The 26,338-nt window shown below is 69.4% G+C and carries 24 protein-coding genes and 1 pseudogene; 13 read left to right on the top strand and 12 right to left on the bottom strand.

Annotated features, from left to right (window positions below):
- Window positions 1–51 precede the first annotated feature (51 nt).
- On the top strand, window positions 52–705 hold the full coding sequence (locus tag M3Q35_RS16745; protein WP_273942743.1) for an HAD family hydrolase: 654 nt from the start codon (window positions 52–54) through the stop codon (window positions 703–705).
- Between the two features lie 13 nt (window positions 706–718).
- Complete coding sequence (locus tag M3Q35_RS16740; RefSeq protein ID WP_273942742.1) at window positions 719–1,561, top strand: class I SAM-dependent methyltransferase; 843 nt, start codon at window positions 719–721, stop codon at window positions 1,559–1,561.
- 3 nt (window positions 1,562–1,564) lie between these two features.
- Here M3Q35_RS16740 and M3Q35_RS16735 read toward each other — a convergent pair whose 3' ends face one another.
- Both M3Q35_RS16735 and M3Q35_RS16730 read right to left on the bottom strand, forming a co-directional pair.
- Window positions 1,565–3,490 (bottom strand): FxLYD domain-containing protein, encoded by a 1,926-nt coding sequence (locus M3Q35_RS16735; RefSeq protein ID WP_273942741.1) that lies wholly within the window; start codon window positions 3,488–3,490, stop codon window positions 1,565–1,567.
- Complete coding sequence (locus tag M3Q35_RS16730; protein ID WP_273942740.1) at window positions 3,487–4,323, bottom strand: glycosyl hydrolase 2 galactose-binding domain-containing protein; 837 nt, start codon at window positions 4,321–4,323, stop codon at window positions 3,487–3,489. The genes M3Q35_RS16735 and M3Q35_RS16730 overlap by 4 nt, the downstream gene beginning before the upstream one ends.
- A 267-nt stretch (window positions 4,324–4,590) precedes the next feature.
- On the opposite strand from M3Q35_RS16730, the gene M3Q35_RS16725 reads away from it, so the two are divergent.
- Window positions 4,591–5,475, top strand: a complete 885-nt coding sequence (locus M3Q35_RS16725; RefSeq protein WP_273942739.1) for an aminoglycoside phosphotransferase family protein — start codon at window positions 4,591–4,593, stop codon at window positions 5,473–5,475.
- A 44-nt stretch (window positions 5,476–5,519) separates the two neighbouring features.
- On the opposite strand, the gene M3Q35_RS16720 is transcribed toward M3Q35_RS16725, so the two are convergent.
- The 6 genes from M3Q35_RS16720 to M3Q35_RS16695 all read right to left on the bottom strand — a co-directional run bounded on the left by M3Q35_RS16720 (window position 5,520) and on the right by M3Q35_RS16695 (window position 11,026).
- Window positions 5,520–6,404 (bottom strand): SDR family NAD(P)-dependent oxidoreductase, encoded by an 885-nt coding sequence (locus M3Q35_RS16720; RefSeq protein ID WP_273942738.1) that lies wholly within the window; start codon window positions 6,402–6,404, stop codon window positions 5,520–5,522.
- Between the two features lie 19 nt (window positions 6,405–6,423).
- Entirely contained in the window at window positions 6,424–7,242 is an 819-nt protein-coding gene (locus M3Q35_RS16715; RefSeq protein ID WP_273944365.1) for a helix-turn-helix transcriptional regulator, read from the bottom strand.
- A 211-nt stretch (window positions 7,243–7,453) separates the two neighbouring features.
- Window positions 7,454–8,443: an aldo/keto reductase gene (locus M3Q35_RS16710; RefSeq protein ID WP_273942736.1), complete on the bottom strand. Its 990-nt coding sequence runs from the start codon at window positions 8,441–8,443 to the stop codon at window positions 7,454–7,456.
- A gap of 69 nt (window positions 8,444–8,512) precedes the next feature.
- Window positions 8,513–9,184, bottom strand: coding sequence for a DUF4166 domain-containing protein (locus M3Q35_RS16705; protein WP_273942735.1), 672 nt, complete (start codon window positions 9,182–9,184; stop codon window positions 8,513–8,515).
- A gap of 175 nt (window positions 9,185–9,359) precedes the next feature.
- Window positions 9,360–10,043, bottom strand: a complete 684-nt coding sequence (locus M3Q35_RS16700) for a hypothetical protein (RefSeq protein ID WP_273942733.1) — start codon at window positions 10,041–10,043, stop codon at window positions 9,360–9,362.
- Window positions 10,044–10,114: 71 nt separating this feature from the next.
- On the bottom strand, window positions 10,115–11,026 hold the full coding sequence (locus tag M3Q35_RS16695; protein WP_273942732.1) for a class I SAM-dependent methyltransferase: 912 nt from the start codon (window positions 11,024–11,026) through the stop codon (window positions 10,115–10,117).
- A 112-nt stretch (window positions 11,027–11,138) separates the two neighbouring features.
- On the opposite strand from M3Q35_RS16695, the gene M3Q35_RS16690 reads away from it, so the two are divergent.
- The gene (locus M3Q35_RS16690) at window positions 11,139–12,617 is read left to right on the top strand and encodes a sugar ABC transporter ATP-binding protein (RefSeq protein ID WP_273942731.1); all 1,479 of its coding nucleotides are present in this window, start codon (window positions 11,139–11,141) and stop codon (window positions 12,615–12,617) included.
- Window positions 12,618–12,621: 4 nt separating this feature from the next.
- On the opposite strand, the gene M3Q35_RS16685 is transcribed toward M3Q35_RS16690, so the two are convergent.
- Window positions 12,622–13,311 (bottom strand): helix-turn-helix domain-containing protein, encoded by a 690-nt coding sequence (locus M3Q35_RS16685; RefSeq protein ID WP_273942730.1) that lies wholly within the window; start codon window positions 13,309–13,311, stop codon window positions 12,622–12,624.
- Between the two features lie 169 nt (window positions 13,312–13,480).
- Between M3Q35_RS16685 and M3Q35_RS16680 the strand changes: the two genes are divergently transcribed.
- The 3 genes from M3Q35_RS16680 to M3Q35_RS16670 are packed head-to-tail and all read left to right on the top strand — an operon-like array spanning window position 13,481 to window position 16,845.
- Entirely contained in the window at window positions 13,481–14,437 is a 957-nt protein-coding gene (locus M3Q35_RS16680) for an ABC transporter permease (protein ID WP_273942729.1), read from the top strand.
- Window positions 14,434–15,483, top strand: a complete 1,050-nt coding sequence (locus M3Q35_RS16675) for a sugar ABC transporter substrate-binding protein (protein ID WP_273942728.1) — start codon at window positions 14,434–14,436, stop codon at window positions 15,481–15,483. Before M3Q35_RS16680 ends, M3Q35_RS16675 begins: the two co-directional genes overlap by 4 nt.
- Before the next feature lie 30 nt (window positions 15,484–15,513).
- The gene (locus tag M3Q35_RS16670; RefSeq protein ID WP_273942727.1) at window positions 15,514–16,845 is read left to right on the top strand and encodes a M24 family metallopeptidase; all 1,332 of its coding nucleotides are present in this window, start codon (window positions 15,514–15,516) and stop codon (window positions 16,843–16,845) included.
- Window positions 16,846–17,316: 471 nt separating this feature from the next.
- Here M3Q35_RS16670 and M3Q35_RS16665 read toward each other — a convergent pair whose 3' ends face one another.
- On the bottom strand, window positions 17,317–18,381 hold the full coding sequence (locus M3Q35_RS16665; RefSeq protein WP_273942726.1) for an alkene reductase: 1,065 nt from the start codon (window positions 18,379–18,381) through the stop codon (window positions 17,317–17,319).
- 166 nt (window positions 18,382–18,547) lie between these two features.
- On the opposite strand from M3Q35_RS16665, the gene M3Q35_RS16660 reads away from it, so the two are divergent.
- Window positions 18,548–19,309, top strand: coding sequence for an SDR family NAD(P)-dependent oxidoreductase (locus M3Q35_RS16660; RefSeq protein ID WP_273942725.1), 762 nt, complete (start codon window positions 18,548–18,550; stop codon window positions 19,307–19,309).
- Entirely contained in the window at window positions 19,303–20,448 is a 1,146-nt protein-coding gene (locus tag M3Q35_RS16655; protein WP_273942724.1) for a RidA family protein, read from the top strand. The genes M3Q35_RS16660 and M3Q35_RS16655 overlap by 7 nt, the downstream gene beginning before the upstream one ends.
- A gap of 138 nt (window positions 20,449–20,586) precedes the next feature.
- On the opposite strand, the pseudogene M3Q35_RS48900 reads toward M3Q35_RS16655, so the two are convergent.
- Both M3Q35_RS48900 and M3Q35_RS16650 read right to left on the bottom strand, forming a co-directional pair.
- Window positions 20,587–20,748 (bottom strand): annotated as a pseudogene (locus M3Q35_RS48900) (GNAT family N-acetyltransferase); the annotation flags it as partial.
- Between the two features lie 16 nt (window positions 20,749–20,764).
- Window positions 20,765–20,965 carry a GNAT family N-acetyltransferase gene (locus M3Q35_RS16650; RefSeq protein WP_273942723.1) on the bottom strand — a complete coding sequence of 67 codons (201 nt, stop codon included), beginning with the start codon at window positions 20,963–20,965 and terminating at the stop codon, window positions 20,765–20,767.
- A 64-nt stretch (window positions 20,966–21,029) separates the two neighbouring features.
- Between M3Q35_RS16650 and M3Q35_RS16645 the strand changes: the two genes are divergently transcribed.
- The 4 genes from M3Q35_RS16645 to M3Q35_RS16630 all read left to right on the top strand — a co-directional run bounded on the left by M3Q35_RS16645 (window position 21,030) and on the right by M3Q35_RS16630 (window position 26,333).
- A complete protein-coding gene (locus M3Q35_RS16645; protein WP_273942721.1) occupies window positions 21,030–21,989 on the top strand; it encodes an SDR family NAD(P)-dependent oxidoreductase in 960 nt (319 codons plus the stop codon).
- A gap of 15 nt (window positions 21,990–22,004) precedes the next feature.
- Window positions 22,005–22,514, top strand: coding sequence for a DinB family protein (locus M3Q35_RS16640; protein ID WP_273942720.1), 510 nt, complete (start codon window positions 22,005–22,007; stop codon window positions 22,512–22,514).
- Window positions 22,515–22,846: 332 nt separating this feature from the next.
- The gene (locus tag M3Q35_RS16635) at window positions 22,847–24,118 is read left to right on the top strand and encodes an MFS transporter (RefSeq protein WP_273942719.1); all 1,272 of its coding nucleotides are present in this window, start codon (window positions 22,847–22,849) and stop codon (window positions 24,116–24,118) included.
- Window positions 24,096–26,333, top strand: a complete 2,238-nt coding sequence (locus M3Q35_RS16630) for an exo-beta-d-1,3/1,6-glucosidase (protein WP_273942718.1) — start codon at window positions 24,096–24,098, stop codon at window positions 26,331–26,333. Before M3Q35_RS16635 ends, M3Q35_RS16630 begins: the two co-directional genes overlap by 23 nt.
- Window positions 26,334–26,338: the final 5 nt, after the last annotated feature.

Below are 26,338 nucleotides of genomic sequence, written 5' to 3'. Positions count from 1 at the left end.
CGGACCAATATCAGGAGTTTCAACGGTCGTCACCCGCGGTAATCCCTTGAGGTGGACACCGTTGTGCTTGCCGACGTCGACGGCACGCTCGTCGACAGCAACTACCACCATGCCCTGGCCTGGTCCCGTGCGTTCCGCGATTGTGGCGTCACAGTCCCGATCTGGCGGATCCACCGGGCCATCGGCATGGGTGGCGACCAGCTCGTGGAGGCCGTCGCCGGCGACCGCGTGGAATTGCTGCACGGTGACGACGTGCGAGCGGCGTGGGCCGAGCAGGTCAAGCCCCTGCTGCCGGAGATCGCCCCGCTGAGCGGCGCGCGGGACCTGCTGCTCGAGGTGAAGCGGCTGGGCTGCGGTCTGGTGCTGGCCAGTTCCGGCCAGCCGGAGCACGTCGACCACTACCTGGATCTGCTCGGCGCCCGCAATCTGGTCGACGGCTGGACGACGTCGGAGGACGTGGACAAGACCAAGCCGGCGCCGGACCTGTTGGGCGTGGCGCTGCACAAGGTGCCGGCCGAGCGGGCCCTCGCGATCGGCGATTCGGTCTGGGACTGCGAGGCCGCCGGCAAGCTGGGCATTCCCACCGTCGGCCTGCGTACCGGCGGCTTCGGCGAGGCCGAGCTGCGGGAGGCCGGCGCGGTGCGGGTGTACGAGGACCCTTCGGCGCTGCGGGCCGCGCTCCGGGACGTGCTGGAGCTCGTCTGACATCATCGCCGGCATGACTGATGTCGACGCGTTGACGGCACTCACGCGGGGCGACCGCCGGCAGGCGCGGGAGCTGGCCTTGCGCGGCACATCCCTGCTGGCCCAAGCCTTGGCGACCTATCTGGACACCGAGGACACCGGTTCGGTGTACGACCAGCCGGCCGCGTTCGAGGCTTTCATCAGCGGTGGTGGGAATGTCGGCCTGTACGCGGCGGTCGAGGCCGCGCTGGCCGACCAGTACCGTGAGCTGGCACCGTTGCGGCTGGCCGACATCGGCTGCGGTGACGGTCGGGTGATCGGCAATGCCCTGGCACTTGGTGGACATCTGCCGGACTCGCTGACTTTGGTCGAGCCGTCGGCCGCGCTGCTGGCCCAGGCCGTGCGGGCGCTGACCCCTTCGCGGGCCTACGCCGGCACCGTGCAGGCTTTTCTGTCCGAAGTGGACGCCGAGTTCGATCTGGTCGAGTCGACCTTCGCCATGCACACCATCCCGCACGTCGAACGCACGCAGGTCCTTGCCACGCTGCGGCATCGCACCGAGCGGCTGGTGATCGTCGACTTCGACGTGCCGGCGGTCGAGCACGGGGGACCGGAACACCTGCGCTTCCTGGCCGAGACGTACGAACGCGGCCTGTCCGAGTACACAGGAGACCTTGTTGCGCAGGGATTCCTGATGCCGGTGCTGGTGGGCCAGCTGACCCCTGGGGCACTGGCCTCCCGCGCGTCACGGGTCACCTGGGAGCAGCCGGCCACCGCCTGGCGGGAACAACTGGAAAAGGCCGGCTACGCCAGTGTTTCCGTCGTGACACTGCACGACTACTGGTCGTCGCCGGCCTTCCTGCTCACCGCCGAGTGAGCACTACGCCTTCACGTCGAACCTGCCCACGTTCCAGCCGCTCACGCTGACCACCGGCGTCGCACCCTTGAGGTCGGCCGACTTCCAGGTGACGCTCAGGGTCTGCGACTCGCCGGGCCACAACGTGATGTCGTTGTCGTCCCACAGGGTCGAGGTCACCTGGTTGTCACCGGCCTGCTCGCCGCCGCTCGCGGTGCCGCGCCGCACGTCGGCCCGGAGGAAGAAGCCGACCGTCGGCGTGGTCGAGGTGTTGGTGACCGTCACCTTGGTCACCCGGTCCGCGCCGTCCGGCCCGGCCGCCGAGGTCGTCGTGGCGGTCGCCGAGACCTTGGCCGCGGCCAGCGACTGCAGGCCGGTCAGGTCGGCGTACGTGGTCATCGTGGCCTGCGGATTGCCCAGCGTGGACGACCAGTTCACCGCGTCCTGCCTGGTCGGCTGCCAGTACACGTTGCGGTCCACGATCGCGTTGTCCTGCTTGACCAGCAGCTCGACGAAGTACACGTTGCCCGGGGTGCTGGTCGGCACCTTGGGCTTGACCACCGCGTTGCGCACCTGCTGCGGCGCAAGGGAAAGACCGTTGACACCCTGGTCGTCGAGCACCTTTCCGTTGGTGTCGTAGACCTTCGCCTCCACCGACACGTTCGACTGCGTGGTCCCGGACAGGTTGTCCAGCGTCACCGTGTTGTTGTCGATGGCGAACAGCGCGTGCAGCGGCTGGTTGGCCTTCTTCGCGCCGAAGAAGCTGCCGGCCTGGTCGCCGTCGTAGTTGTAGAGGTCCCACAGCAGCGTCGGCCAGCCCTTGTTGGCCTGCCAGTAGATCGTGCCGGTCGACGGGGCCGCCGCGTTGGTCGAGTGGTCCAGGAACGCCTCGAACTGGGCGCGGGTGTTCTCGTAGTTCTGCACCTGCGCCTCCTGCACGTACGAGGCCAGGTCGGTCCACTTGCCGTAGCGGTTGGTCAGCGCGGTGTCGAAGGTGAACAGCGTGCCGAACTTGTAGCCGCCGTGCCCGGTCTCGTAGTTGGCGTGGTACTGGTTGAAGTCCGGGTTCTGCCACAGGTGGGCCTGGTCGGAGGCGTTGAGGAAGCGGTTGATCGAGTCCAGCGTCGGCACCGTGTCGCCGGCGCTCTCCTCGCTGTCGAAGCCCCACGAGCCGCCGGCGTTGGTCCGGTCGTCGCCGCTGTCGAAGTGGCTGGTGTCGTACCAGTAGTTCGGCGGCACGTAGTCGTACGGGCCCTCCTTCTCACCCGACGCGCCCAGCTGCGGGCTGCTCTTGTACTCGGCCGAGGAGATGATCGGCTGGCTGAAGTCGGCCGCCTTGAAGCCCTTGAGCTCGGCCGTCTCCACCGCGGCGCTGGGTTCGTTGTCGCTCCAGCTGTAGGTGAACACGCTGGGGTGGTCGCGCTCGTTCTCGCCGATGGTCTGGGCCGACAGCGTGAGCAGGTTCATGGTGGCGGTGGCCGTGCCCGGCGTCTCCCAGAAGTCGCAGCACTGCTGGCCGGAGTCGATCAGCATGCCGGCCTTGTCCATCTGCTGGAAGAAGTCGTCCGGCGGCAGGTGCCCCTCCAGCCGGATCACGTTGAGCCCCATGTTCTTCAGCAGCGCGACCTGCCGCGAGATGTCGGTCGAGCTGTAGCGCAGGAACAGGTCCGGCGCGAAACCGCCGCCGCGCACCACGAACGGCACGCCGTTGACCGAGTACTGGCGGACGCCGTCCGGCGCGCTCGGCGCCTTGCCGACCAGCGCGGTGGTGATGGTGCGGATGCCGAACTGCTCGTGCGTGCTGTTGCCGCCGCTGACCGTGGTGTCCAATGTGTACATGGGCTGCGCGCCCATCTGGTACGGCCACCAGACCTGCGGGTGCGAGATCGTCTGCACCGGGAACGTGACCGTGGACTTGGAATGCGCGGCCACCGTGACGTTCTGGCTCACCGTGATCGGCGTGCCGCCGGACGGGGAGTGATCGTCGCCGTCGCGGTGCCGGTCTGGCTGCTGCCGCTGGCGTTGGTGACGTCGGCCTTCACGGTCAGCTTGGAGCTGCTCAGGTCGGTGGCGTTGCTCTGCACCACGTGCGCGTTGCCGACGCTGAGTCCGCTGGCCACCAGCAGCTGGATCGGGAACTGGATGCCGGTGTTGTTGTCCGGCGGCAGCTGGTTCCAGTCGACGTCGTCCAGCGTCAGCATCTTGGACGGGTCGTTCGGGTACATCTCCACGGCCAGCGAGTTATTGCCCGACTTCAGCGTGCCGGTGACGTCGAAGCTGAACCTGGTGTACGCGCCGGTCACGGTGGCCGAGGTGGCGACCTCGGTGCCGTTGACCCAGACGTCGGCCTTGCCGACCACGCCGTTGACCACCAGCGACGCCGTCTGGCCGGAGCCGAGGGATGCGGTGAAGTCGGTGCGGAACCACCACGGGGTGGCGAACTGGGCCGTGGTCACCGGGCCGGAGTTCTTCTTCTGCGTGCCGAAGCACTTCTTCATGTTGTCCGCGACGAACACGTCCGGGCACTTGTCGTTCTGCACCAGTGCGGTGATCTCGGTGCCGGGCGCGCCCGCGTCGTCCGGCCGCACCTTGAGCCAGTTCGAGGTGTCGAAGCCGGGCGTGGAGATCTTGGCGCCGCCCTGGGTCGCGGTCGCGCTGCTGAGCACCGTCCAGCCCGCGGTGCCCAGGGTGGTCAGGCCGGGCGGGGAGACGGCCGCGCAGGCGGGTAACGCTCCCGCCAGCGCGAGCGCGGCGACGAGCGTCGCGCCGAGTACTCGCTTCATGGTCAGCTCCTTGCGGACGACGTGACACGAACGAGCGGCGGTGGCGGCATTCCGCTGCTTGGCCCAGTATTAGGAAAGGTTCCTTCCTAATAACCGCACAGCCTTGCGGTTGCCGGCGATCGCTGTCAATAGTCCGGCCGTGTTCGGGCACTTTGCCCGTTTTCCCACGCTTTTCTTCGACCGATTGTGCCCGTGTCCACAGTGGACTGTCGAGGGCCGTTCGGGCGGATCGACTATTCTTCGGCGTCCCCGAGCAAAGGATCGCCGATGGCCGACTTCCGTTTCTCGCCGGACCTGGTGCGGGCGTTGTTGCGCGAGCAGCATCCGGACCTGGCCGACCTCGAGCTGCGGGACGTCGACGGCGGTTGGGGCAACCAGCTGTGGCGGCTGGGGGAGGACCTCGCCGTCCGGATGCCGCGCACCGAAGGCGCTCCGGAGCAGCTGCGCATCGAGCAGAAATGGTTGCCGGCGTTGTGCGACCGGCTGCCCCTGCCCGTCCCTCGTCCGGTTCGCGTCGGTGAACCGTCGAGCCTGTTCCCGCACACCTGGACGATCATGCGCTGGATCGAGGGCGAGCCGGCCGATCACGCGCCGATCACCCGGCTCGACGCCGCCGGGGTGCTCGCCGATTTCCTTCGCGCGCTGCACCTGCCGTCCCCGCCCGATGCTCCGGTCAATCCCGTGCGCGGGGTCCCGTTGGCTGCTATCGCGGAGGGGGCTGCCAGCTGGTTCTCGCACATCGCTGACTATCCTCGCGTCGACAACGCCCTGGAGATCTGGGAAAAGGCCGTCGCCGCCCCACCGTGGACCGGCGCTCCGCTCTGGCTGCACGCCGATCTCCACCCCGCCAACGTCGTCGTCCGGTCCGGCCAGCTCACCGGCGTGATCGACTTCGGCGAGCTGTGCACCGGCGACCCCGCCACCGACCTCGCCGCCGCGTGGATCTTGCTCCCCGCCGGCGCCGCCCCTGCCTTCTTCGACGCCTACCAGCACGCCGACGACGCCACCATCACCCGTGCCCGTGGCCTTGCCGTGCTGAAGTCCTTGGTGCTCATCAGCATCGGCCAGAACGGCCGCCTCGGCCGGCCCGGCGGCAAGCCCACCTGGGAACCGGCCGGCTACGCCGCCCTCGACCGCGCATTGGCGTTCTGATCAGCCTCGGGAGGACTCGGCCGCTGGATCGCCCTTTCCGGACGTTACGCCCAATTCGGCATCAAATCCCCGAAGCCGAGACGGTTGTTGAACCGCCGCTGGGCCTCGAACAGCACGTCGTTGACCTGTTCGACCCCGGCATCGGTGAAGTCGACGACACTGCGGAAGGGCCTCGTGCCCGGCGGCAGCGCGAGGATCCTGACGATCTCGTCGGCCACTGCACGTGGGTGTGCATCGGTGCTGAACAGTGCCTCGACGGCGCCGCCCAGGCTGGCGACGAGGTCGTCCAGGGCGGCGTAGGCGTGACTGCGCTGTTCGTCGCCGGCCCGACTGGCATTGGGGAAGTGGTCCGTACCCTGCGTGAACGGCCCCGGCATCACGATCGTGGTCTCGATGCCGAACTGGCCCACCTCATACGCGGTGGCTTGGGCCAGTGCGTCCGCGGCGATCTTGGACGCCACGTACGGTCCGAGGAACGGCGGCAGGACCACGGAGGTCGTGCTGCCGACATACAGCAGTGTGCCGCCATGGTTATGCCTCATGTGCGGCAGCACTGCACGGTTGACCCGTTGGATGCCGACAGTGTTGATGTCGAACAGACGCTGGACGTCAGCCGGAGTGAACGCCTCCACGTAGCCGATATAGAGATGGCCGGCGTTGTGCACGACAGTATCGAGCCGGCCTCGTTCGTCCAGCACCGTCGCCACCGCCGTTTCGGCCGACCGCTGCGACTGCACGTCAAGCTCCACCACGCGCAGATCCCAGCCTTCGCTCTTCGCGGTGTCTTCCAGCTCCCGGGCATGCTCCCTGCTGCGGCCCGCAACATCCAGCATGCTGGCGTACACGGTGTGCCCCGCCGCCGCGAGCGCCCGAGCAGTCAGATTGCCGATCCCGGTCGCCGCGCCGGTGATCAGAACTACGGAGGTCACGTTCGTTTCTCCAGCCGGGTCAGAAGGTCTGTTCACCGAGCACGTCCAGGAACGCGAAGTCGGCGGCCGTGGTCGAGCCGGGTTGCGGCCGGAAGATCACCAGGCGATGTCCGGTGGCGCTGCTCAGCACGATGTCGCACTGCACGTCCAACGGGCCGGCATGCGGATGCAGCAGTTTCTTGCGGGCCGATCGCAGCGGTTCCACCGCCATGTCGTCCCAGTGCTTCGTGAACTCCGGGCTCGTGTTCAGCAGGTCTGCCACCAGCCGTTCAGCCGCGTTGTCCCCGCCCCGCCGCGCCGTACCTGCTCGCAGGTCCGACACGTAGGCCCGCCCGATCCCCTCGTGCTCTTCGACCACGTTCAGCGCCCGCGACGCCGGGTCCGTGAACCAGCGCCACGTCACGTTTCCCTCGAGGTCGTCCCCCAGCTGCCAGGAGCCGAACAGCGCTTGGCTGAGCCGATTCTGCGCCACCATCGTCGTCAGGTCGTCGATCACGTGCGCCGGCACGGTGGTGAGCGCGTCAAGCAGAAACATCATCGCCGGATCCACATACTCACCCGCCGCCCCCGACACCGGCGGGGCGTACCCCGCCAGCCGGTAGAGATGGTCGCGTTCGTCCACCGACAACCTCAGCGCCCTGGCCAGCCCCGCCAGCATCGCTTGCGACGGATGCGCATTACGCGACTGCTCCAGCCGTTCGTAATAGTCCACCGACACATTCGCCAGCATCGCCACCTCCGCCCTACGCAACCCCGGCGTCCTCCGCCGACCCCCAGCCGGCAGCCCCACATCCCCCGGCCTCAGCGCCTCCCGCCTCGCCCGCAGAAAACTCCCCACGTCGTTGTGTTTCACGGTTTCCTCCTGCCCCGTTCGGCTTGCGCCCTGCACCTGCGGCAGTCGCGCCGTTCACCACCAGGCGGCCCCGCATTGCTCCGTGCCCTGAGAAAGCTCCCCATGTCGTTGCGCTTCACCCGTTCCTCCGCCCCGCACCTCCAGCAGCTGCAGTCCGGCCGTTCACCGCCGCACGGCCCCCTGACGCGGTTCACGACTACTCCTGGATGGCCTGCATCGCCATCGGAACGTAGCGCTCGCCCGCCACCTCGCCGGCCGGGATCGCCGCGTCCAGTTCGGCCAGCGTGTCGGTGTTCAGTGCCACTGTCGCGGCGGCGACGTTCTCCTCCAGATAGGACCGTCGCTTGGTGCCGGGAATCGCCGTCGCACCCTGGGCCAGTACCCAGGCCAGCGCCAACTGTCCGGGCGTGACACCGTGTCGGTCGGCGATCGCCCGCACCCGGTCGGCCAGCACGAGGTTGTGGGCCAGGTTGTCGCCCGCGAAACGGGGAGCGGTGCGCCGCCAGTCCTTGTCCGGCAGACTGTCCAGCGAGCGCAGCTGCCCGGTGAGGACACCTCGCCCCAGCGGCGCGTAGGCGACGAAGCCGATGCCCAGCTCCCGAACCGTGTCGAGCACGCCGTTGGTCTCCACAGTGCGGGTGAACAGCGAGTACTCGGTCTGCACGGCCGACAGCGGCGCCGCACGGTGGGCCGCTCGAATGCTCTCCGCCGACGCCTCGCTGATGCCCAGGTAGCGGACCTTGCCCTCGGCCACCAACTCGGCCAGCGCGCCGAAGGTCTCCGCCACCGGCACGTTCGGGTCGACCCGGTGTTGGTAGTACAGATCGATGTGGTCGCTGCCCAGCCGGCGCAGCGAACCCTCCACCGCGTGTCGCACGTAGTCCGGACGCCCGTTCGGGCCGCCGGTGATCCGGCCCGCCTCGTCCAGTGTCACGCCGCCGAACTTCGTCGCGAGCACCACTCGGTCCCGGTCGCCCCTGACCGCCCGGCCCAGCAGTTCCTCCCCACTGAACGGGCCGTACATGTCCGCTGTGTCGTACAACGTGACGCCCAGCTCCATCGCCCGCCGAATCGTGTCCGTCGACTCGACGTCGTTCGGCGTGCCGTACATCGCCGTCATGCCCATGGTGCCCAGTCCTTCGACCGACGTCGTCAGGCCCTGGCTGCCCACCTCGTGCGTCTTCATGCTTGCCAGCCTGCACCGCTGTTCAGTCGCGGTGAACGTCCACCTTGGACCCGTCTTACGAGGACGACGCTAAACCTTCGCCTGCTCCCGAACCGGCCGGATCGCCGCCGGCACCCCTCCTCCTTCCGGGTACGTGCACGTGAACGTCCCGTGATACCCGAACAACGGGCCGAACCTCCGGTTGACCACCTTCACGTCGATCCGGAACCGCCCCAGCTCGTCGTCGTAGCTCTCCCGCACCTCCGCCCTCCCCGTCACCCACTCCGGCACTCGACCGTGAAGCGCCCCTTGGTGAAACCGCTGCTCCCCACTCCTGATCACCAGCCCACCTCGCCCGTCCACCTCCATCCCCAGATCCACCGACACGTGCTGATGCGTCCCCAGATAGTCCACAATGGACCCCCGCTCCGCGCTGTAGATCATCGTCGCGTCCCACCTCCGCGGACGCTCGAACTCGAACGTGCGGACGAACGTCACCGTCTCCCGCCCTCGCGTGTCGCGGTAGGCGTAGTTCTCAATGGTGAACGGGATGTCCGTGCCCCCGGTCGGCAGCAGAATGTTCCGCTTGGCCCCCAACCACAGAAACGGCCGGGTAAACCCGTTCCCGTGCCACACCCGCTCCATCCTTCCCTTGCCCACGCACGCGACCCCATCCCCACTCCCGAACCCGAACCGCCGCTGCATTTCCGGATGCAGCCGCCCGAAGTCATTACCCAGCGCCCGCTGAAAGATCGATGTCATACCCGCTCCAACGTCTCGAGTTTCTCCGACCCCGCCGACCTGCGAGGCCGGCATTGTGTGAACCATGGCCACCCCGGCCCGATCCAGTCGCCGCCGTCCCTGCGCCGTTGCCGAGCGGCGGTCCCAGCGGCTGCCGCCAGCACCTTCTGCTGACGTGCCCTCCGGTGTCTGCACGTTAGTGGCGCTCAGCAGGGTGGCTGGATGGCGTGCGGTCTGGAGGACGTCGTCGGCATCGCCGGGCTGCGGGCGTGGAAGGTGCTGGCGGGAGCAGTAGACAGCCGAGCGTGATGGCGGCGGCGAGTAGCGCAGGCGCGGTGAGCCAGGCGGAGGTGCTGAGGGCGACCCGCCAGGCGGCGTCAAGCAACGCCCACCGCAGGGATGCCTCCGGGGGCACGCCGCGTTCGAGCCACAGCCGAAGCCGGTCGAACGACCAAGCGGTGCCCCAACCCAGCAGGCGACGGAAAGGGAGATCGGCCAGCGGGCCAAGTCGGCCCCAGCCTGGCTGGTAGTCATACCCGGTGGCGAAACGGATGCCGGCGCTGATCGGCTCGTACCGCCAGTAGCCCGACCCGCGGCGGATCAAGGACAGCGGATGGGCCGAACTGAACCGCAGGGCCGAGGTTCGACAGCCGTCGGGCCTGGTGCGCTCGCCGACGGTGACGCCGGTGCCGCCGACCACCAGGCCGGGAAAAACCCGCACGGTGTATCGGAAATGCTGCTCAGGACCGGTCTTCGGCAGGTAGTCGATGCGCGTGAAGCGCAGGTCCCACCGCTGGTGCAGCCCGGGATCCTGAGTCCGCCGCCACACCTCGTCGAGGTTGGTGCGGATCATCGTCTCCACGTACAGCCGCCGCGTCATCGGGCCTCCCCTCCCGTTTGAGCGATCGCTCAAACGGGAGGTTAGCGGAATTTGAGCGGACGCTCAATCGGCTACCTGGTGAGGATGCCGCGGACGTAGCGCATGTCACCCATGCGCATCTCGTCGGCACCGAGGGAGGCAAGGTCGTTGGCGGCCAACAGGTCTCGGATGGTGTCACCGGTCATTGCCCAACCGAGGCCGGCCAGGTGCGGCTCGGCTTCGTTGCGCTCGCCGAAGTAGCGCAGCTTGGCCATGTCGGTGTCGTAACTCCGCGCCCGCCAGCGTGCCGACATGCGGTCGAGCTGTTCCCTCGTCTGCTCCTCCTGGCCGGGACGAGGATTGGGCCGGCTCTCGGTGGCGACGCGACTGCCGGGCGCGCTCAGGGCGGTGATGGTGTCGAGCAAGGAGTCCTGCGCCTCGGGCGGCAGGTAGCCGAGCAGGCCTTCGGCGCTCCATGCGGTGGGGAGGGCAGGGGCGAACCCGGCCGCGCGCAGGGCGGCGGGCCAATCCTCGCGGAGGTCGACGGCGACGACGCGCCGGTCGGCAGTGGGGGAGGCGTCGAGTTCAGCCAGGGCACGGGACTTGAACTCGATGACGGACGGCTGATCGACCTCGTAGACCATGGTCCCGGCCGGCCAGGCCAGTCGGTACGCACGGGAATCCAGACCCGAGGCCAGGATCACGACCTGGGTGACGCCGGCGGCGGCCACGTCGAGGAAGAACTGGTCGTAGAAGCGGCCGCGGATCTTGGCCACGTCGATCCACACCTGTTCGACCAGGTCGCCGGGCGGCACCTCGCCGGTGGCCAACCGGGTGATGGCGTCCACGCCCACTGCACGGACGAGCTGTTCGGCGAACGAGTCGTTGAACAGCGCCGGATCCTGACGGCTCGCGATGGCTCGGGCGGCGGCGGCCATCGTGGCGGTGGAACCGACGCTGGAGGCCAGGTCCCATGTGTCACCGTCGCGCCTGGTGGAAGTCATGGCCGCGACTATGCCAGCGCCCTCTGACACTCCGGCCCCGGTGCGGGCGAGCGTTGACCCTGCTGAAACACAGACGTACAGTCTCGCTGAACATTTGCAGGAGGAGGCGGGCATGGACGTCGAACTACGGGCCATCGGCAAGCGCTTCGGCGGTGTTCGAGCCCTGCACGACGTGTCGCTGCACGTCGAACCGGGTCAGGTGCACGCGGTGCTGGGCGAGAACGGGGCCGGCAAGTCGACGCTGATCAAGGTGTTGACCGGGGTCGTCCAGCCCGACGCCGGCGAGATCGTGGTTGACGGGCGTTCACTGAAGCTGCACACGCCGCGGGCGGCACGGGAAGTCGGCATCACCGCGGTGCCGCAGGACGTCGTCCTCGTGCCCCAGCTGCCGATCGGCCGGAACGTGCTGCTGGGCCTGGAAAACCGACTGGCCCGGAAGACGACGTTGTCGGCGGCGGAGCGGAACGTGGTCGAGCGGGCGCTCGCCCAGGTCGGAGCGGATTTCGACGCCACCGTGCCCACGGCCGCGCTGAGCGTGCCGCAGCTCAGGCTGGCCCAGCTGGCCCGGGCACTGATCGGCACCGGCCAGATCGTCGTCCTGGACGAACCGACCGCCGCGCTCTCCGCCGCCGACGCTGATCACCTCTTGGCCCGGCTCGAAGCACTGCGCGACGACGGCAAGGCCATCGTCTACGTCTCCCATCGCCTCAGCGAGGTCACCCGCCTCGCCGATGTCGTGACAGTGCTGCGCAACGGCCAGGTCGCCGGCCGCTTCGACCGCGGCAACCTGGACCGGGCCACGATCGTGGAGGTCATGACCAAGCGGTCCGAGGAAACCTTGGTGCCGCAAACGGAATCCGCGCCGCCGGGGCCGGTGGTGCTGGAAGTCCGTCAGCTCGCCGCCGACGGTCGGTTCGAGGACGTGTCGTTCACCGTGGCTGGACACCGCATCCTCGGCATCGCCGGCGTGCAGGGTTCGGGGCAGGGGCAGTTGCTGGCGGCCATCGCCGGCCAGGACGGCTACGACAGTGGAGAAGTGCTGGTCGGCGGGCAATCGATCAGTCGGGGGTCGGTGGTCCGGGCCTACCGGGCCGGGCTGGCATTGGTGCCGGCGGACCGGCGCGGCGCCGGGATCGTCGGCCGGATGTCGATCCAGCGCAACCTGGCCCTGCCGACCAGGTCGACGGGCACGCGACGCCTGGGCCTGAGGCTCCTACGCCGGGAAGCGGCGCTGGCTCGCGACTACGTGCGGGATTTCCGCGTGCGGTGCAGCGACGTCGGCCAGCACGCCGGCACGCTCAGCGGCGGCAACCAGCAGAAGGTCTCGCTGGCCCGCGCGCTCGCCGCCGACCCGAAGGTGCTGCTGATCGACGAGCCGACGCAGGGCGTCGACGTCGGGGCCAAGGCCGAGATCCGGGCGCTGCTGAGACACGCCGCGACGGACCGCGCCGTGGTGATCGCCGCGTCGGAGTTCGAGGACCTCATCGGCTTGGCCGACGACATCCTGGTGATGCGCTCGGGCCGCGTCGTGGCCCGCTTGGACGGTCGCCGCACCGACTACGGCGAGGTCCTCCACCACGCCCTGCCGTGAGGAGTCACGGTTCGAAGGGGGCGTGGACCATCCAGATGCCGATGGCTGGCTCCTCACCGGCGTTGAACAGGCGGTGCGGTGTGGAGGAGTCGAAGTAGATCGAGTCGCCGGGGCCGATCTCGGTGGTGTCGAAGCCGACGGTGACGCCGAGGCGGCCGCTGAGCAGGTAGCCGAACTCATGACCCTGGTGCTGCTGACGGAGGCCGTCGGCGCAGGAAGCGCCGCCGACGTCGTAGGTGATCTTGAGGAAGTCGACGCCGGGCACGTCGCACGGGGTGAGGCGCTCCCAGGTGATGCCGCCCTCGAGCCGAAGCGTGCCGCGCGACTCGGCCGGCTGCACCATGGGGGCGCCGATGAGCTTCTGGATGGCGGCGACCGAAGCGGGGGAAGGCTCGACGCCGTCGAACGGCCCGCTGATCGACTCGGCCACCACGATGGGCTTCGGCCCGTCGCCCTCGAACAGCTCGTCGACGGTCAGGTTGAGGTGTTGAACGAGGGCGTACAGGGTGGCCACCGACGGCCGCGCCTTGCCGTTCTCGATCTGGCTGACCAGGCTGGCCGACACGCCGGCCTTGCGGGCCAGTTCCCGCACGCTGATGCCGACTTCGGTGCGGCCGCGGCGCAGCCGCACCCCGATGTCGTCCAGTGCGCTGCCGCGATCGGCCTGCTCACCCACTGTTCGGGACGGTTGCACAGTCGTCTCCCCTGCTCGCGCGCGGTCGGCCGGTGTGGTCCGAACCCGGGACGGCCCGAACCGTTGACTTTTATCGTACACAGCTGCATGGTGTTCAACCATGATGGACAGTGGCACTCCGAAACCCTGGGGGAGTGTTCAACGTATTTTAACGACCGGCCGCGCCGAGGTGCAGATTTTCGTCGCGCTGGTGGTGCTGGCCGGCGTGTTCACGGTCGGCCAGGGCGCCATGTTCGCCGACCTGACCAACCTGGACAGCATGGCCCGGGTCGGCAGCATCCTGCTGGTGGTGTCGGTCGGCCAGATGTTCGCGCTGGTCGTCGGTGGTTTCGACCTGTCGGTGGCGGCCACCATGGGCTTCGCCAGCACGGTGTCGGCGCTGCTGATGCACGGCGGAGCCGCCCCGGGCCCGGCGATCGCGGCCGGCGTCGGCTGCGGTGTGCTGATCGGCGCGGTCAACGGGGTGCTGATCGCGTACTTCCGGATCAGCCCGTTCGTCGCCACGCTCGGCATGCTGACCTTCCTCACCGGCTACGCCAACCTGCTGGCCGGCGGCCAGTCGGTGTCCGGGCTCGACCCGGTGTTCACCACCTATCTCGGCAGCGGTGACTGGGGATTCCTGCCGGCCGGCCTCGGCGTGGCGATCATCGTGCTCGCCCTGGCCTGGGTGATCACCGCGCGCACCCGCTTCGGCCTCTACCTGTTCGCCGTCGGCGGCAGCACCGAGGCCAGCAAGCTGGCCGGTGTGCCCGTCCCGGCCGTGCAGGCGGCGGCGTACTGCCTGTGCGGCGGGCTGTCCGCGCTGGCCGGGCTGCTGCTGTCGGCCCGCGTCGGCATCGGGCAGGCCGCGCTCGGCCTCAACTACGACCTGTTGTCCATCGCCGCGGCGGTGATCGGCGGCGTCGCCATCGGCGGCGGCACCGGCCGGCTGTTCGGCGTGGTGCTGGGGGTAACGCTGTTCACGGTGCTCACGACCGGCCTCGACATCGGGGCGGTCGACGAGTTCACCCAACAGATGATCACGGGCGGCGTGCTGGTGTTGGCCGTCCTGCTGGCCCAGTCGCGGGCCCGCCGTCGGGTCCGGCTCGGCCGGACGTCCAGTGCCGTCCCCGGAGAACAGTCATGAGAAGACCACTGATCGCCCTCTGCGCGGCCGCCGTCGTGGCCACCGCCTGCACCGCCACCCCCAAGGCCGAGACGGCCACGACCCTCGGCCAGGCCGCGGCCTGCGATTCCAGTCTGAGCCAGCAGGAAGTGCTGGCGTTCAAGGCGCCCAAGGCCAAGAAGCCGTACAAGATCAGTCTGATGGAGGTCAGCCTGGCCGGCTACTACTACCAGGCCAACGTGTACGGGGCCGAGCAGGCGGCCAAGGATGCCGGCGTCACCCTGACCACCACCGCCGGCCAGGGCTACGCCAGCCCGGCCCTCCAGGTGTCCCAGGTGGACAGTGTGCTGGCTCGTGACCCCGACGCCATCGTGCTGTTCCCCAGTGACATCAACGGTTCCGTGCCGGTCGTGGACAAGGCCAAGGCGCGCCAGGTGCCCGTGGTGGTGCTGGGCACCCAGCTGGCCTCGAAGGACACGGCCGCCTCCGTCATCCAGGACGACTACACGCTGGGCAAGATCGGCGCGGACCAGCTGGCGCAGGCGGTGCCGCAGGGCGGGCCGGGCATCCTGATCGCCGGGCCGGGCAACGCCACCTGGTCGCTCAAGCGCGTCGCCGGCTTCCAGGACGAGTTGAAAGCCAAGTACCCCAACCTGAAGGTGGTCGCCGCGCCGACGCAGCCGGTCGACCCGGCCCAGGGGCTGAAGGACTTCACCAACGCGGCGCAGGCCAACCCGGGCATCAAGTGGGTGTACTCGGTGTACTACTACCAGCTGCTGCCCGAGTCGATTCCCGCGCAGTTCAAGGGAATCCCGTTCATCACCACCGGGTACGAGCCGACGGCGATCAAGTCGTTGCAGAACAACAGCCTGACCGCCACCGCGTCCGTGCAGAACGTGAAGATCGGCTACCTGGCCGTGGCCCGCGCGGTCAGCGTGCTCAACGGCGACAAGCCGCCGGCCACCACCTGCCTGCCCGCGCCCACTCTCGGCAAGGGCGACATCGGGTCGCCGACCGCCGACGCGGACCTGTATCCCGACGGATACACCGTATCGGCAAGCCACTGAGGGTCTTTCCCCGTACGAAAGAGGCATACTTTGAGCAGCATCACCGGCACGACCGGCACCATGGCCGTGGACTGGGAGCAGCGGATCGACTTCGACCGGCTGCGGCGCGACCGGCTGGCCCGGCTCCGCGCCCAGCTCCACCGCTCCGAGCTGGGCGCGGTGCTGGCGTTCGACTTCGCCAACATCCGCTACATGACGGCCACTCACATCGGCACCTGGGCGGTGGACAAGCTGATCCGGTTCAGCCTGCTCACCCGCACCGGCGAGCCGATCTCGTGGGACTTCGGCTCGGCCGCGAAGCACCACCAGCAGCACAATCCATGGCTGATGGACGGCGAACCCCGGGCCAGGGCGGGTATTTCGACCCTGCGTGGGGCGTTCCACCCGGACGCCGGGATCGCGCAGGAGGTCGCCGCCAAGATCAAGCAGGAGCTGGACGCGGCCGGCCTGGCCGGCGAGCCGCTCGGTATCGACGTCGTGGAGCCGCCGGTGCTGTTCGCCTTGCAGGAGGCGGGAATCCGCGTCGTCGACGGCCAGCAGGTGTTCCTCGAGGCGCGCCGGATCAAGACGTCCGAGGAGATCGGTCTGCTGACCCAGGCCGCTGCCATGGTGGACGCCGCGTACGAGGACCTGTACGAGTTCCTGCGGCCCGGGGTTCGGGAGAACGAGACCGTCGGTCTCGTCGCCAAGAAGCTCTACGACCTGGGTTCCGAGTACGTAGAGGGCGTGAACGCCATTTCCGGCGAGCGTTGTTCCCCGCACCCGCACGTCTACTCCGACCGCCTGATCCGCCCCGGTGATCCGGCGTTCTTCGACATCTTGCACAGCTACAACGGTTATCGCACCTGTTACTACCGCACCTTCGCCGTCGGTTCGGCCAGCCGGGCCCAGCGCGACGCCTACACCCGGGCCCGCGAGTACATGGACCTGGCCATCGCCGCCGTGAAACCCGGCGCGACCACCGCCGACATCGTGAGCCTTTGGCCCACTGCCAAGGAGTTCGGCTTCTCCGACGAGGAGGCCGCCTTCGCGCTCCAATATGGACACGGGGTCGGGCTGTCCATCTGGGAGAAGCCCATCTTCTCCCGGTTGGTGTCGCTCGAGCACCCGGAGACCTTGGAGGAGGGCATGGTCTTCGCCCTGGAGACCTATTGGCCCTCCGCCGACGGCGTCGGCGCCGCCCGGATCGAGGAGGAGCTCGTCGTCACCGCCGACGGCTGCGAGGTGATCACCAAGTTCCCCGCCGAGAACCTGATGGTGGCCGGCGGCCGCCGTTACTACACAGTGGACGGTCCGATGAACTCGTTGCGGGAGGCCCAGTCCCACTTGAACACCCCCGCCGGCCGCGGCGAGCCGAGCTGACGCCTCCCGCCACTCGGCCACACCGGCGGCCGCCCGGCGCTGCCGCTCGGCCACAGCAGGCTCGGCATACCGCGCCCATTCGCCCCCGGCTGTAATCGGCCCTCCGGGCATGGCCGCGGCTCGGCGACAGCCGGCTCGGTGTTACCGTTGGCCGTTCAGCCATTTCTGTTGCTGGCTTGCAGGGTGGTGCTGCGGCTGGCCCGATGGGTGTTGCTGCTGGTCGGCGACCGCTGGTTCGGCCATACCTACTTGGCCGCTCCTGCGGCTGGACCGCATGGTGTGGCCATCGCTCGGACATGGTCGGCTGGGCCAACTGCCGGCGGCATCTGCTTGACCGCTGTGGTCGGTTTGGTTGTGGTGCAAGGCGACCGAGGGCCGGGCAGTGCGACGCGGGTGCGGCCCGGCGATATCCCGAAAAGCCCGAGGGGCGCCTCCCCGGTGGGGAGGCGCCCCTCGCGGCGGGTGCGGTGCTCAGTCGGCGTGGCGGGGGTAGTCGGTGTACCCCTTCTCGTCGCCGCCGTAGAAGGTGGCGGGGTCGGGGGTGTTGAGGGGCCGGCCCTTGGCCAGACGCTCGGGGAGGTCGGGGTTCGCCAAGTAGTTGGCGCCGAAGGTGAGGATGTCGGCGGTGCCGTCCTCGAGCAGGGCGAGTTCGGCGGGGCCGGTGTGGGAGCCCGGCGTGAAGGGGTTGAGGATGAAGGTGCCGTCGAACTCCTTGCGCAGCCGCAGAGTGATGTCCCGGTGCGGCCCCTCGAAGACGTGCAGGTAGGCGAGACCGAGGGGGCGGATGCCGTCGGAGAGGGCGGCGTAGGTGTCGTGGGGATCGTCCTCGCGGATGTCGTTGTTGGTGACGCCAGGGGAGACGCGGAGGCCGACGCGGTCGGGGCCGATGCGGTCGGCGACGGCGCGGGCCACCTCGACGGCGAAGCGGACGCGGTTCTCGGGGGAGCCGCCCCAACGGTCGGTGCGCCGGTTGGCGTTGGAAGACAGGAACTGGTGGATGAGATAGCCGTTGGCACCATGCAGCTCGACGCCGTCGAAACCGGCCTCGACGGCATTGGCGGCGGCCTTGGCGTAGTCCTCGACGGTGGCAGCAATGTCCTCATCGGACAGTTCGGCCGGGTCGGACATGGCCTGCATGCCGTCGCCGGTGAAGACCTGGGAGTCGGCGGCGACGGCGGACGGACCGACGTGCTGGAGGCCCTCGGGCAGGAAGCTGGGATGACCGACCCGGCCGGTGTGCATGAGCTGGAGGAAGATCCGGCCGCCACGTGAGTGCACGGCGTCGGTGACCTTGCGCCAAGCGGCGATCTGCTCGGCGCTGTGAATCCCGGGCGTGTTCAGGTAGCCCTGGCCGACCGCGGACGGCTGGGTGCCCTCGGTGATGATCATCGCGGCGCCGGCCCGCTGCGCGTAGTACTCGGCCATCAGGTCGCTGGGCAGCTGGCCGTAGGCCCGGCTGCGGGTCATCGGCGACATCGCGATCCGGTGCGGCAGGGTGAGGCCGCCGACGGTGACGGGCTCGAAGGGGCTGGGCATGCGCTTCTCCTCGGTTGTGTTCAATGACGAACAACGTGTGTTCAATACTATCGAACATTAACCGGCAACAGAAGCGGTCGGGGTGCTACACAACCGCGAGAACCGGTGCTATGTTCATGTCAGCTGAACATGTGGTGTGCAGCACCATCAACCTGCTGGAGTGTTCATGCCCGATCCACGTCTGCACGTCGACCTGCACGGCCGCTCGGTGATCGTGACCGGCGCCAGCGCGGGCATCGGCGTGGCCATCGCCGAGACGTTCGGCGCGTGCGGGGCCGAGGTGGTGCCGCTCGGCCGGGACGAGCAGCGGGTGCGCGCCGTCGCGGACCGGATCGAGGCGGCCGGCGGCATCACCGCGCCGCTGGCCGTCGACCTGACCACCGAGGACGGCCCGCAGCGGGCGGTCGACCACGCCCTGCACCACTTCGGGAAGATCGACATCCTGGTGCACAACGCCGGCACCTTCGAGTTCAACAACTTCGAAGAGACCACACTGGACAGTCTGGACGCCCAGTGGCGCAGCAACGTCCGCGCGCCGTTCGCGCTCATGCAGGCCGCGCTGCCCCACCTGGCCCCCGGCTCCTCCGTGGTGTTCGTCGGTTCGAACGTCACGGCCGTCGGCTTCCCGCAGACGGCCGCCTACTCGGCGACCAAGGGCGGGATCGAGGCGCTGGCCCGGTCGCTGGCCATCGAGCTCGCGCCGCGCCGGATCCGGGTGAACATCGTGTCCCCGGGCATGACCCGCACCGCGATGACCGCGCGGCTGGACGATCCCGTGCTCGAACGCGAGGCGCTGGACGCCACCCCGGCCGGCACCCTCGGTCAGCCGCAGGACATCGCCAACGCCGTCGTGTTCATGTCGACCGAGCTGTCCCGCTACGTGCTCGGCGCCTCCCTCGTCGTGGACGGAGGCTTCGCCGCATGCTGACCGAGATGGCCCAGGTCCGCCGGGCCGGCGACCTGGTGTACGTGGCCGGCCAGATCGACACCGCCGCCCGTGGCGACGTCGCCGGGCAGACGGCCGCGGTGTTCAGTCGCATCGACGACCTGCTCGGCACGGTCGGCGCGAGCCTGCGGGACGTGGTGGACGTGTTCGCCTTCGTCAAGGATCCGCGGTGGTGCCTGGACGTTCTCGACGCCGCCCGGCCGTTCCTCCCGAGCGACCCGCCGGCCTGGACCCTCGCCGGCGTCACCGGTGCTGTCGAGCCTGACGCGCTGGTGATGATTCGTGTGGTTGCACACGTCGGACCGCAACCGAAGCGCTGTGTGACGACAGAAGCGCAAGCGTGGCGGCGTTCGTTCCCGATGTCGGCCGCGGTGATCAAGGGTCCGCTGGTCTTCGTCAGCGGCCAGGTCGCCACCGGGCCGGACGGCACGGTCGAGCCGCCGTTCAATCACGTCGCACAGTCCCGTGAATGCTATGCCGGCATGCTCGACTGCCTGAAGGAAGCCGGCGCGGACTTCGCCGACGTCCTCGACTTCACCTCGTTCCACGAGGACATCCGCGGCGCGCTGCCGACCATGGACGAGGTCTACATCCCGGAGATCATGGCCGGTATCGACACCGAGTTGTCGGCCACCACCAGCCATCTCGGCTCCACCGGCCTGTTCCGGGCCGGCGTGCTCGGCTCGTTCCACGCCCTCGCCGACCTCTCCGACGGCGGCCGGGTCGGCTGCACGCCCGACAGCATCTGGTGGAAGGGCGTGCTGCCCATCGCCGGCGCCGCCCGCAAGCGTCGCGGTCGACTGGTCACTGTCGCTGGACAGGTCGCGTGCAATCCCGATGCCAGCATCCACGCCGCCGGCGATCCCGACCGTCAGGCCGTGTACATCTTCGAGAGCATGCGGGAGGCGCTGGCCGGCGTCGGCGCGACCATGGCCGACGTCGTGGAGATCAGCTCGTTCCACAAGGATCCCCGCTCGCTGCCCGGCGTCCTCGACGTGGCGCGCGGCTACCTCGGCGACAACCGGCCGGCCTGGACCGCCGTCGCCGTGCCGGGGCTGTGGATGGAGGGCTACCTGCACGAGATCGCCGCGACCGCAGTGGTTTCGGGCGATCTCGACTAGGCGGCGAAGCGGGCCATCAGGACGATGTCGATGTACTGGCCGTTGTTCCACACGTGTTGGGGACCGCCGGCCTTCCTCGACGAAGCCGGCGGCGGTGTAGGCGCGGATGGCTCGCGCGTTGGTGGCGCTGACCGTCAGACACAGCTTGCGGATGTTGCGGATCCGGAAGGCGTAGTCGGCCAGCAGCCCCACCGCCTCCCGCCCGTAGCGGCGGCCCCAGTAGTCGCGCAGGCCGATGGCGATGCCGAGCTCGGCGGTGCGACTGACCGCGTCATGCCGGAACAGCCCGCACTGCCCGATGAGCCTGCCGTCGGCGTCATTGGCGGTGATGGCGAAGTTGATCTCGTCGGGGTTCGCGCCGGCGTTCGTACAGCGCGGTCACGGACGCGACCGGCTGCGGCACCGGAGCCTGCCCGCCGACCAGGAGGGAGACCTCCACGTCGTTGGCGAAGCGGGCCAGCGTGGTCAGGTCGTCGGGCTCGATGGGCCGCAGGGTGACAAGATCACCAGCCAGCATGCACCCACTGTAGCCACGCCGGCGATTTGCGCTGGAGCGCACTCCAGCTTCTAGCGTTCTCGGCATGACGACGACCGCTCAGCACAAGATCGGCACCGGCTTCGACGCCACCAGCACGGCGGCCGAGGTCCTGGCCGGCATCGACCTGTCCGGCAAGCTCGCCCTGGTCACCGGCGGCTACTCCGGCATCGGCATCGAGACGACGAAAGCGCTGGTCAACGCCGGTGCGACGGTGATCGTGCCGGCTCGACGCCGGGCCACCGCCGAGGAGGCGCTGGCCGGCATCGACAACGTGGAGATCGACGAGCTCGACCTGAGCGACCTGGCCAGCGTGCAGGCGTTCGCCGACCGCTTCCTGGCCACCGGCCGCCGGCTCGACCTGGTGATCACCAACGCCGGCATCATGGCCTGCCCGGAGACCCGGGTCGCCAACGGCTGGGAGGCCCAGTTCGCCACCAACCACCTCGGCCACTACGCCCTGGTCAACCGCATCTGGCCGGCGGTCGCGGACGGCGCGCGGGTGGTCGTGCTGTCCTCCCGCGGTCACTTCTTCTCGCCGGTCCGCTGGGACGACCTCCAGTTCACCCAGGGCTACGAGAAGTGGGCGGCCTACGGCCAGGCCAAGACGGCAAATGTCCTGTTCGCAGTCGAACTGAACAAGCTGGCCGCCGACGTCCAGGTCTTCGCGGTGCATCCGGGCGGCATCTGGACGCCGTTGCAGCGGCACCTGTCCACCGAGGAGAAGATCGAGCGCGGCTGGATCGACGAGGCCGGCAACCAGCTGGTCAAGTTCAAGACGCCTGAACAGGGGGCCGCAACCACACTGTTCGCCGCGACCTCGCCGCAGCTCGACGGCCTCGGCGGCGTCTACCTCGAAGACTGCGACGTGGCCGAGGCCATCGCCGAGGACGCCGACCCGGCGACGACGTGGAGCGGTGTTAAGGCGTACGCAACAGACCCTGTGCAGGCCGAGCGGCTGTGGGCACTGTCCGCGGAAATGACCGGGGTCAACGCCTTCGCCTGAAATAGCATGCACGGCGTGGATGATCTCTGCGCCGAGTGCGGCTTCCGCTACGACCTGACCGATGCGCCGGCCGCTGCCGAGGACATCCGGCGGTTGGCCGGCGAAGTCGCGACCGTGCTCAGGACGCCGGGCCACCGGCTGGCCGAGCGGCGCGCACCAGAGCTGTGGTCGCCGCTGGAGTACGGCTGCCACCTGCGGGACGTGTTCCTGGTGCAGCGCGAGCGGGTGTTGCAGGCCCGACGGGACAACGGTTTCACCTGCGTGACCATGGGCCGCGACATCCGGGTCGAGCACGAGGGCTACGCCGAGCAGGATCCGGCCGACGTGGCCCGGCAGCTGACCGACGCCGCGCTGCTGTTCGGCAACGTGCTCGACCGGCTCGGCGAGGACTGGGACAACGAGATGGTGTACTCCTGGCCGGAGCCGCACCGGGCCTCGCTGCGCTGGGTGGCCGTGCACACCGTGCACGAGGCCCGGCATCACCGGCACGACATCCGCGGCCAGCTCGGCGAATCGGCCAGTTGACCGGAAATCCCCTTGGGGCGTGGAGTTCTCCGCGTGTTCGGGCAGGCTCGCCGCCCGATTCACCCGGCCCGGTTGTCCGGCCCGACCAGCGACCTTACGGTCGGACGCGTAGTCGCCACGGCGATCTCGAGACCTGCTCCCTCTCGCGGCCGGTACCCCAGTCGGCCGCGCGGGGAGCTTCCCGTCCCGGCCGGATCACTGGGCGGAAGGTGTGACTTCCGGCCACTGATCGCCACGAAACCCGCCCGCATGTCGGACACTGTGTGCAGGCCGCCGCGACCATCGTTTGAGAGCGCTTCCACGAATCTTGACCATGTGGTAGAAATTGGTCCGTGTCCGGGCGACGCGCCATGACCGATGCCGAACCGACCGCGCCGCGGCCGGTAGACCTGCGTGCCGCCACCACGGCCACCTATCTGGCTTTCGCCGGCTGCGGCGTGCTGCTGTCCAGCGGCCTGTCCCGGCTTCCGCAACTGCGGGACGACCTGCACCTCGACACCGGCCAGCTCGGCGCGATCCTGCTGGCCGGCGCGGCCGGCGCACTGGTCTCGCGGCCGTTCTCCGGACGGGTCGTCACGCGGCTGGGCCAGGGACGCACGGTCGCCTGGATGTCCGCCGCCTCCTGCGTCGCCCTGGTGCTGATCGGCCTGTCCGACGTGGCCGGGGTGCCGTTCCTGGTCACCGGGCTGCTGCTGTTCGGCTTCTTCAGCTCGTCCTGGGACGTCGCGATGAACATCCAGGGCACGGTGGTGGAGCGGCGGCTGGGCCGGTCGATCATGCCTCGTTTCCACGCCGGCTACAGCATCGGCACCGTCCTGGGCGCGCTGCTGGGCGCCGCGGTGATCCAGTTGAACGTGCCGGTGCCGCTGCACCTGATCATCGTGGCCGTCGCGGTGGCTGCCGTGCTGCCCGCTGCCGTGCGGGCCTTCCTGCCCGACGAACGTCCGTCCACTGAGGACAATCCGAAGCCGCGCAGCACCTTGCGCTACTGGCGCGAGCCTCGCACGCTGATGATCGGCGTGTTCGTGCTGGCCGCCGGCTTCAGCGAGGGCGCCGGCAACGACTGGACCGGCGTCAGCTTCATCGACGGCTATCACGCGTCGCCCGCGCTGGGCACCGTCGCCTATGCGACCTTCCTGGCCGCGATGACCGCCACCCGCTGGTTCGGCCTACGACTGCTCGACACCTTCGGCCGCGTGACCGTGCTGCGGATCCAGGGCGCGGTGGCCGTTCTCGGCCTGCTGCTGTTCATCTTCGCGCCGGTCGTTCCGCTAGCCTTTCTCGGGGCCGCCCTGTGGGGCGTCGGCGTGGCCTTCGGCTATCCGGTGGGCATGAGCGCGGCCGCGGACGACCCGGCGCACGCCGCCGGCCGGGTCACCGTGGCGTCCTCCGTCGCGAAGATCGCCAGCTTCGCCGGGCCCCCGCTGCTCGGCCTGCTCGGTGATCACGTGACGATCCTGCGGGCCCTGCTCGCGGTGGCCGCCCTGCAGGTGGTCGCGCTGTGCCTGGCCCAGGCCACCCGCCCGCTCGCCCGGTCCGCCACCGGAGCATCGACAACCAGTGAAGACAGGAGCAACGCAGGTGGTCGACCAGCCTTACCGTGATCCGGCCCTGCCCGTCGCCGAGCGCATCGACGACCTGCTGGCCAGGATGACGCTGCCGGAGAAGATCGGGCAGATGCTGCACCTGGACGCGCGCGGCGGCGTCCGGGAGCTGATCGACGACTTCCATGTCGGCGCCATCCTGCACACCTCGCCGGAGAACCTGGTGCTGGCGATGGACCTGGCCGGCCGGACCCGGCTGGGGATCCCGCTGCTGACCGGCGAGGACTGCATCCACGGCCACTCGTTCTGGCCCGGCGCCACCATCTTCCCGACCCAGCTGGGCATGGCCTGCTCCTGGGACCCCGGGCTGGTCGAGCGGGTGGCGCGGGTGACCGCGGTCGAGGTGTCCACCACCGGTGTGCACTGGACCTTCTCGCCGGTGTTGTGCATCGCCCGCGACCTGCGCTGGGGCCGGGTCGACGAGACCTTCGGCGAGGACCCGTTCCTGATCGGCGAGTACGCGTCGGCCATGGTCAAGGGCTACCAGGGCGACGGGCTTTCCGACCCGACGGCGATCCTGGCCTGCGCCAAGCACTTCGCCGGCTACTCGGAGACGCAGGGCGGCCGCGACGCCACCGAGGCCGACATCTCGCGGCGCAAGCTGCGCTCCTGGTTCCTGCCGCCGTTCGAGCGGGTGGCCCGCGAGGGCTGCCGCACCTTCATGATCGGCTACCAGTCCATCGACGGCGTGCCGATCACCGCGAACCAGTGGCTGCTCAAGGAAGTGCTGCGCGACGAGTGGAAGTACTCGGGCACGCTGGTCACCGACTGGGACAACGTCGGCCGCATGGTGTGGGAGCAGCACATCGTGGCCGGCCACGCCGAGGCGGCCGCGCTGGCGGTGCGGTCCGGCAACGACCTCGTGCTGACCACGCCGGAGTTCTTCCAGGGCGCGCAGGACGCCGTCGCCCGCGGCATTCTGTCCGAAGAGGACATTGATGCCGCCGTGCGCCGCATCCTCACGCTGAAGTTCGAGCTCGGCCTGTTCGAGAACCCGCGGGTGCCCGACCAGGAACGGCAGCAGCTGCACGTGGGCAGCGCCGAACACACCGCCGTGAACCTGGAGATGGCCCGCCGCAGCCTGGTGCTGCTGTCCAACGACGGCACGCTTCCCTTGGGCGGCAACGGGGTTCGTGTCGCCGTGGTCGGCCCGAACGCCGATGACGTCGACGCCCAGCTCGGCGACTGGGCCGGCGCGTCCGGCCAGGTCGACTGGCTGCCCGACGGTCACCCGCGGCACCTCACCGAGACCGTGGTCGACGGTCTGCGGGCAGTCGTCCCTCCTGAGTGGACGGTCGAGTACGCGCTCGGCGCGCGGATCGCTTCCTTCGGCCCGGATCCGGACGGCACGGTGCTGCCGGACGGTCAGCCCGCGCCCGAGGTCGTGCACCCCGAACCGGCCGACCCGGCGCTGATCGCCGCCGCGGTCGCCGCGGCCGAGGCGTCCGACGTGGTCGTCGCGGTCGTCGGCGACACCATCGGCCTGGTCGGCGAGGCCCGCTCCACGGCAACGCTGGAGCTCGTCGGCGGGCAGATCGCGCTGCTGGATGCCTTGGCGCAGACCGGAAAGCCGCTCGTGGTGGTGGTGATCAGCTCGAAGCCGCTGGTGCTTCCGCCGTCGGCCGAGAACGCCGCCGCCATCGTGCAGGCGTTCAACCCGGGTATGAAGGGCGGCCGGGCCATCGCCGAGCTGCTGCTGGGTCTGATCGAGCCGAGCGGCCGCCTGCCGATCACCGTGCCGCGGCACGTCGGCCAGCAACCCGTGTTCTACAACCAGATCCGTGGCCAGCACGGGCACCGCTACGCCGACCTCACCCAGGACCCGCTGTTCGCGTTCGGCGAGGGCCTGAGCTACACCACGCTGTCGTACTCCGACCTGGCCGTGACCACGCCGGAGGTCGGGCCGGCCGACGTGGTCCGGGCCGAGGTCACGGTGTCCAACACCGGCGACCGCCCGGCCCGCGAGACCGTGCAGGTCTACCTTCGGGACCTGATCACGTCGGTGACCTGGGCCGACCAGGAACTCAAGGCGTACAAGCAGGTTGACGTGCCGGCTGGGGAGTCGGTGCGGGTGTCGGTCGAGCTGCCGGCGGCCGACTGCACGCTGGTCACCGCCGACGGCCGCCGGATCGTCGAGCCCGGCGAGTTCGAGCTGCTGGTCGGCCACTCGTCGCGGTCGCGGGACCTGCTGGCGGCCAAGTTCACCATTTCCTGACCTGG

This window comes from Kutzneria chonburiensis (genome assembly GCF_028622115.1).
Taxonomy (GTDB): domain Bacteria; phylum Actinomycetota; class Actinomycetes; order Mycobacteriales; family Pseudonocardiaceae; genus Kutzneria; species Kutzneria chonburiensis.
Note: the sequence above shows the minus strand (reverse complement) of the source record. Positions and strands in the feature narration are given on the sequence as shown.

Coding starts and splice junctions, on each gene's coding strand:
- M3Q35_RS16645 (WP_273942721.1), top strand. CDS start 21,030: ATGACGACGACCGCTCAGCACAAGATCGGCACCGGCTTCGACGCCACC.
- M3Q35_RS16660 (WP_273942725.1), top strand. CDS start 18,548: ATGCCCGATCCACGTCTGCACGTCGACCTGCACGGCCGCTCGGTGATC.
- M3Q35_RS16695 (WP_273942732.1), bottom strand. CDS start 11,026: ATGACTTCCACCAGGCGCGACGGTGACACATGGGACCTGGCCTCCAGC.
- M3Q35_RS16655 (WP_273942724.1), top strand. CDS start 19,303: ATGCTGACCGAGATGGCCCAGGTCCGCCGGGCCGGCGACCTGGTGTAC.
- M3Q35_RS16700 (WP_273942733.1), bottom strand. CDS start 10,043: ATGACGCGGCGGCTGTACGTGGAGACGATGATCCGCACCAACCTCGAC.
- M3Q35_RS16710 (WP_273942736.1), bottom strand. CDS start 8,443: ATGAAGACGCACGAGGTGGGCAGCCAGGGCCTGACGACGTCGGTCGAA.
- M3Q35_RS16725 (WP_273942739.1), top strand. CDS start 4,591: ATGGCCGACTTCCGTTTCTCGCCGGACCTGGTGCGGGCGTTGTTGCGC.
- M3Q35_RS16690 (WP_273942731.1), top strand. CDS start 11,139: ATGGACGTCGAACTACGGGCCATCGGCAAGCGCTTCGGCGGTGTTCGA.
- M3Q35_RS16740 (WP_273942742.1), top strand. CDS start 719: ATGACTGATGTCGACGCGTTGACGGCACTCACGCGGGGCGACCGCCGG.
- M3Q35_RS16650 (WP_273942723.1), bottom strand. CDS start 20,965: ATGCTGGCTGGTGATCTTGTCACCCTGCGGCCCATCGAGCCCGACGAC.
- M3Q35_RS16730 (WP_273942740.1), bottom strand. CDS start 4,323: ATGAAGCGAGTACTCGGCGCGACGCTCGTCGCCGCGCTCGCGCTGGCG.
- M3Q35_RS16675 (WP_273942728.1), top strand. CDS start 14,434: ATGAGAAGACCACTGATCGCCCTCTGCGCGGCCGCCGTCGTGGCCACC.
- M3Q35_RS16665 (WP_273942726.1), bottom strand. CDS start 18,381: ATGCCCAGCCCCTTCGAGCCCGTCACCGTCGGCGGCCTCACCCTGCCG.
- M3Q35_RS16705 (WP_273942735.1), bottom strand. CDS start 9,184: ATGACATCGATCTTTCAGCGGGCGCTGGGTAATGACTTCGGGCGGCTG.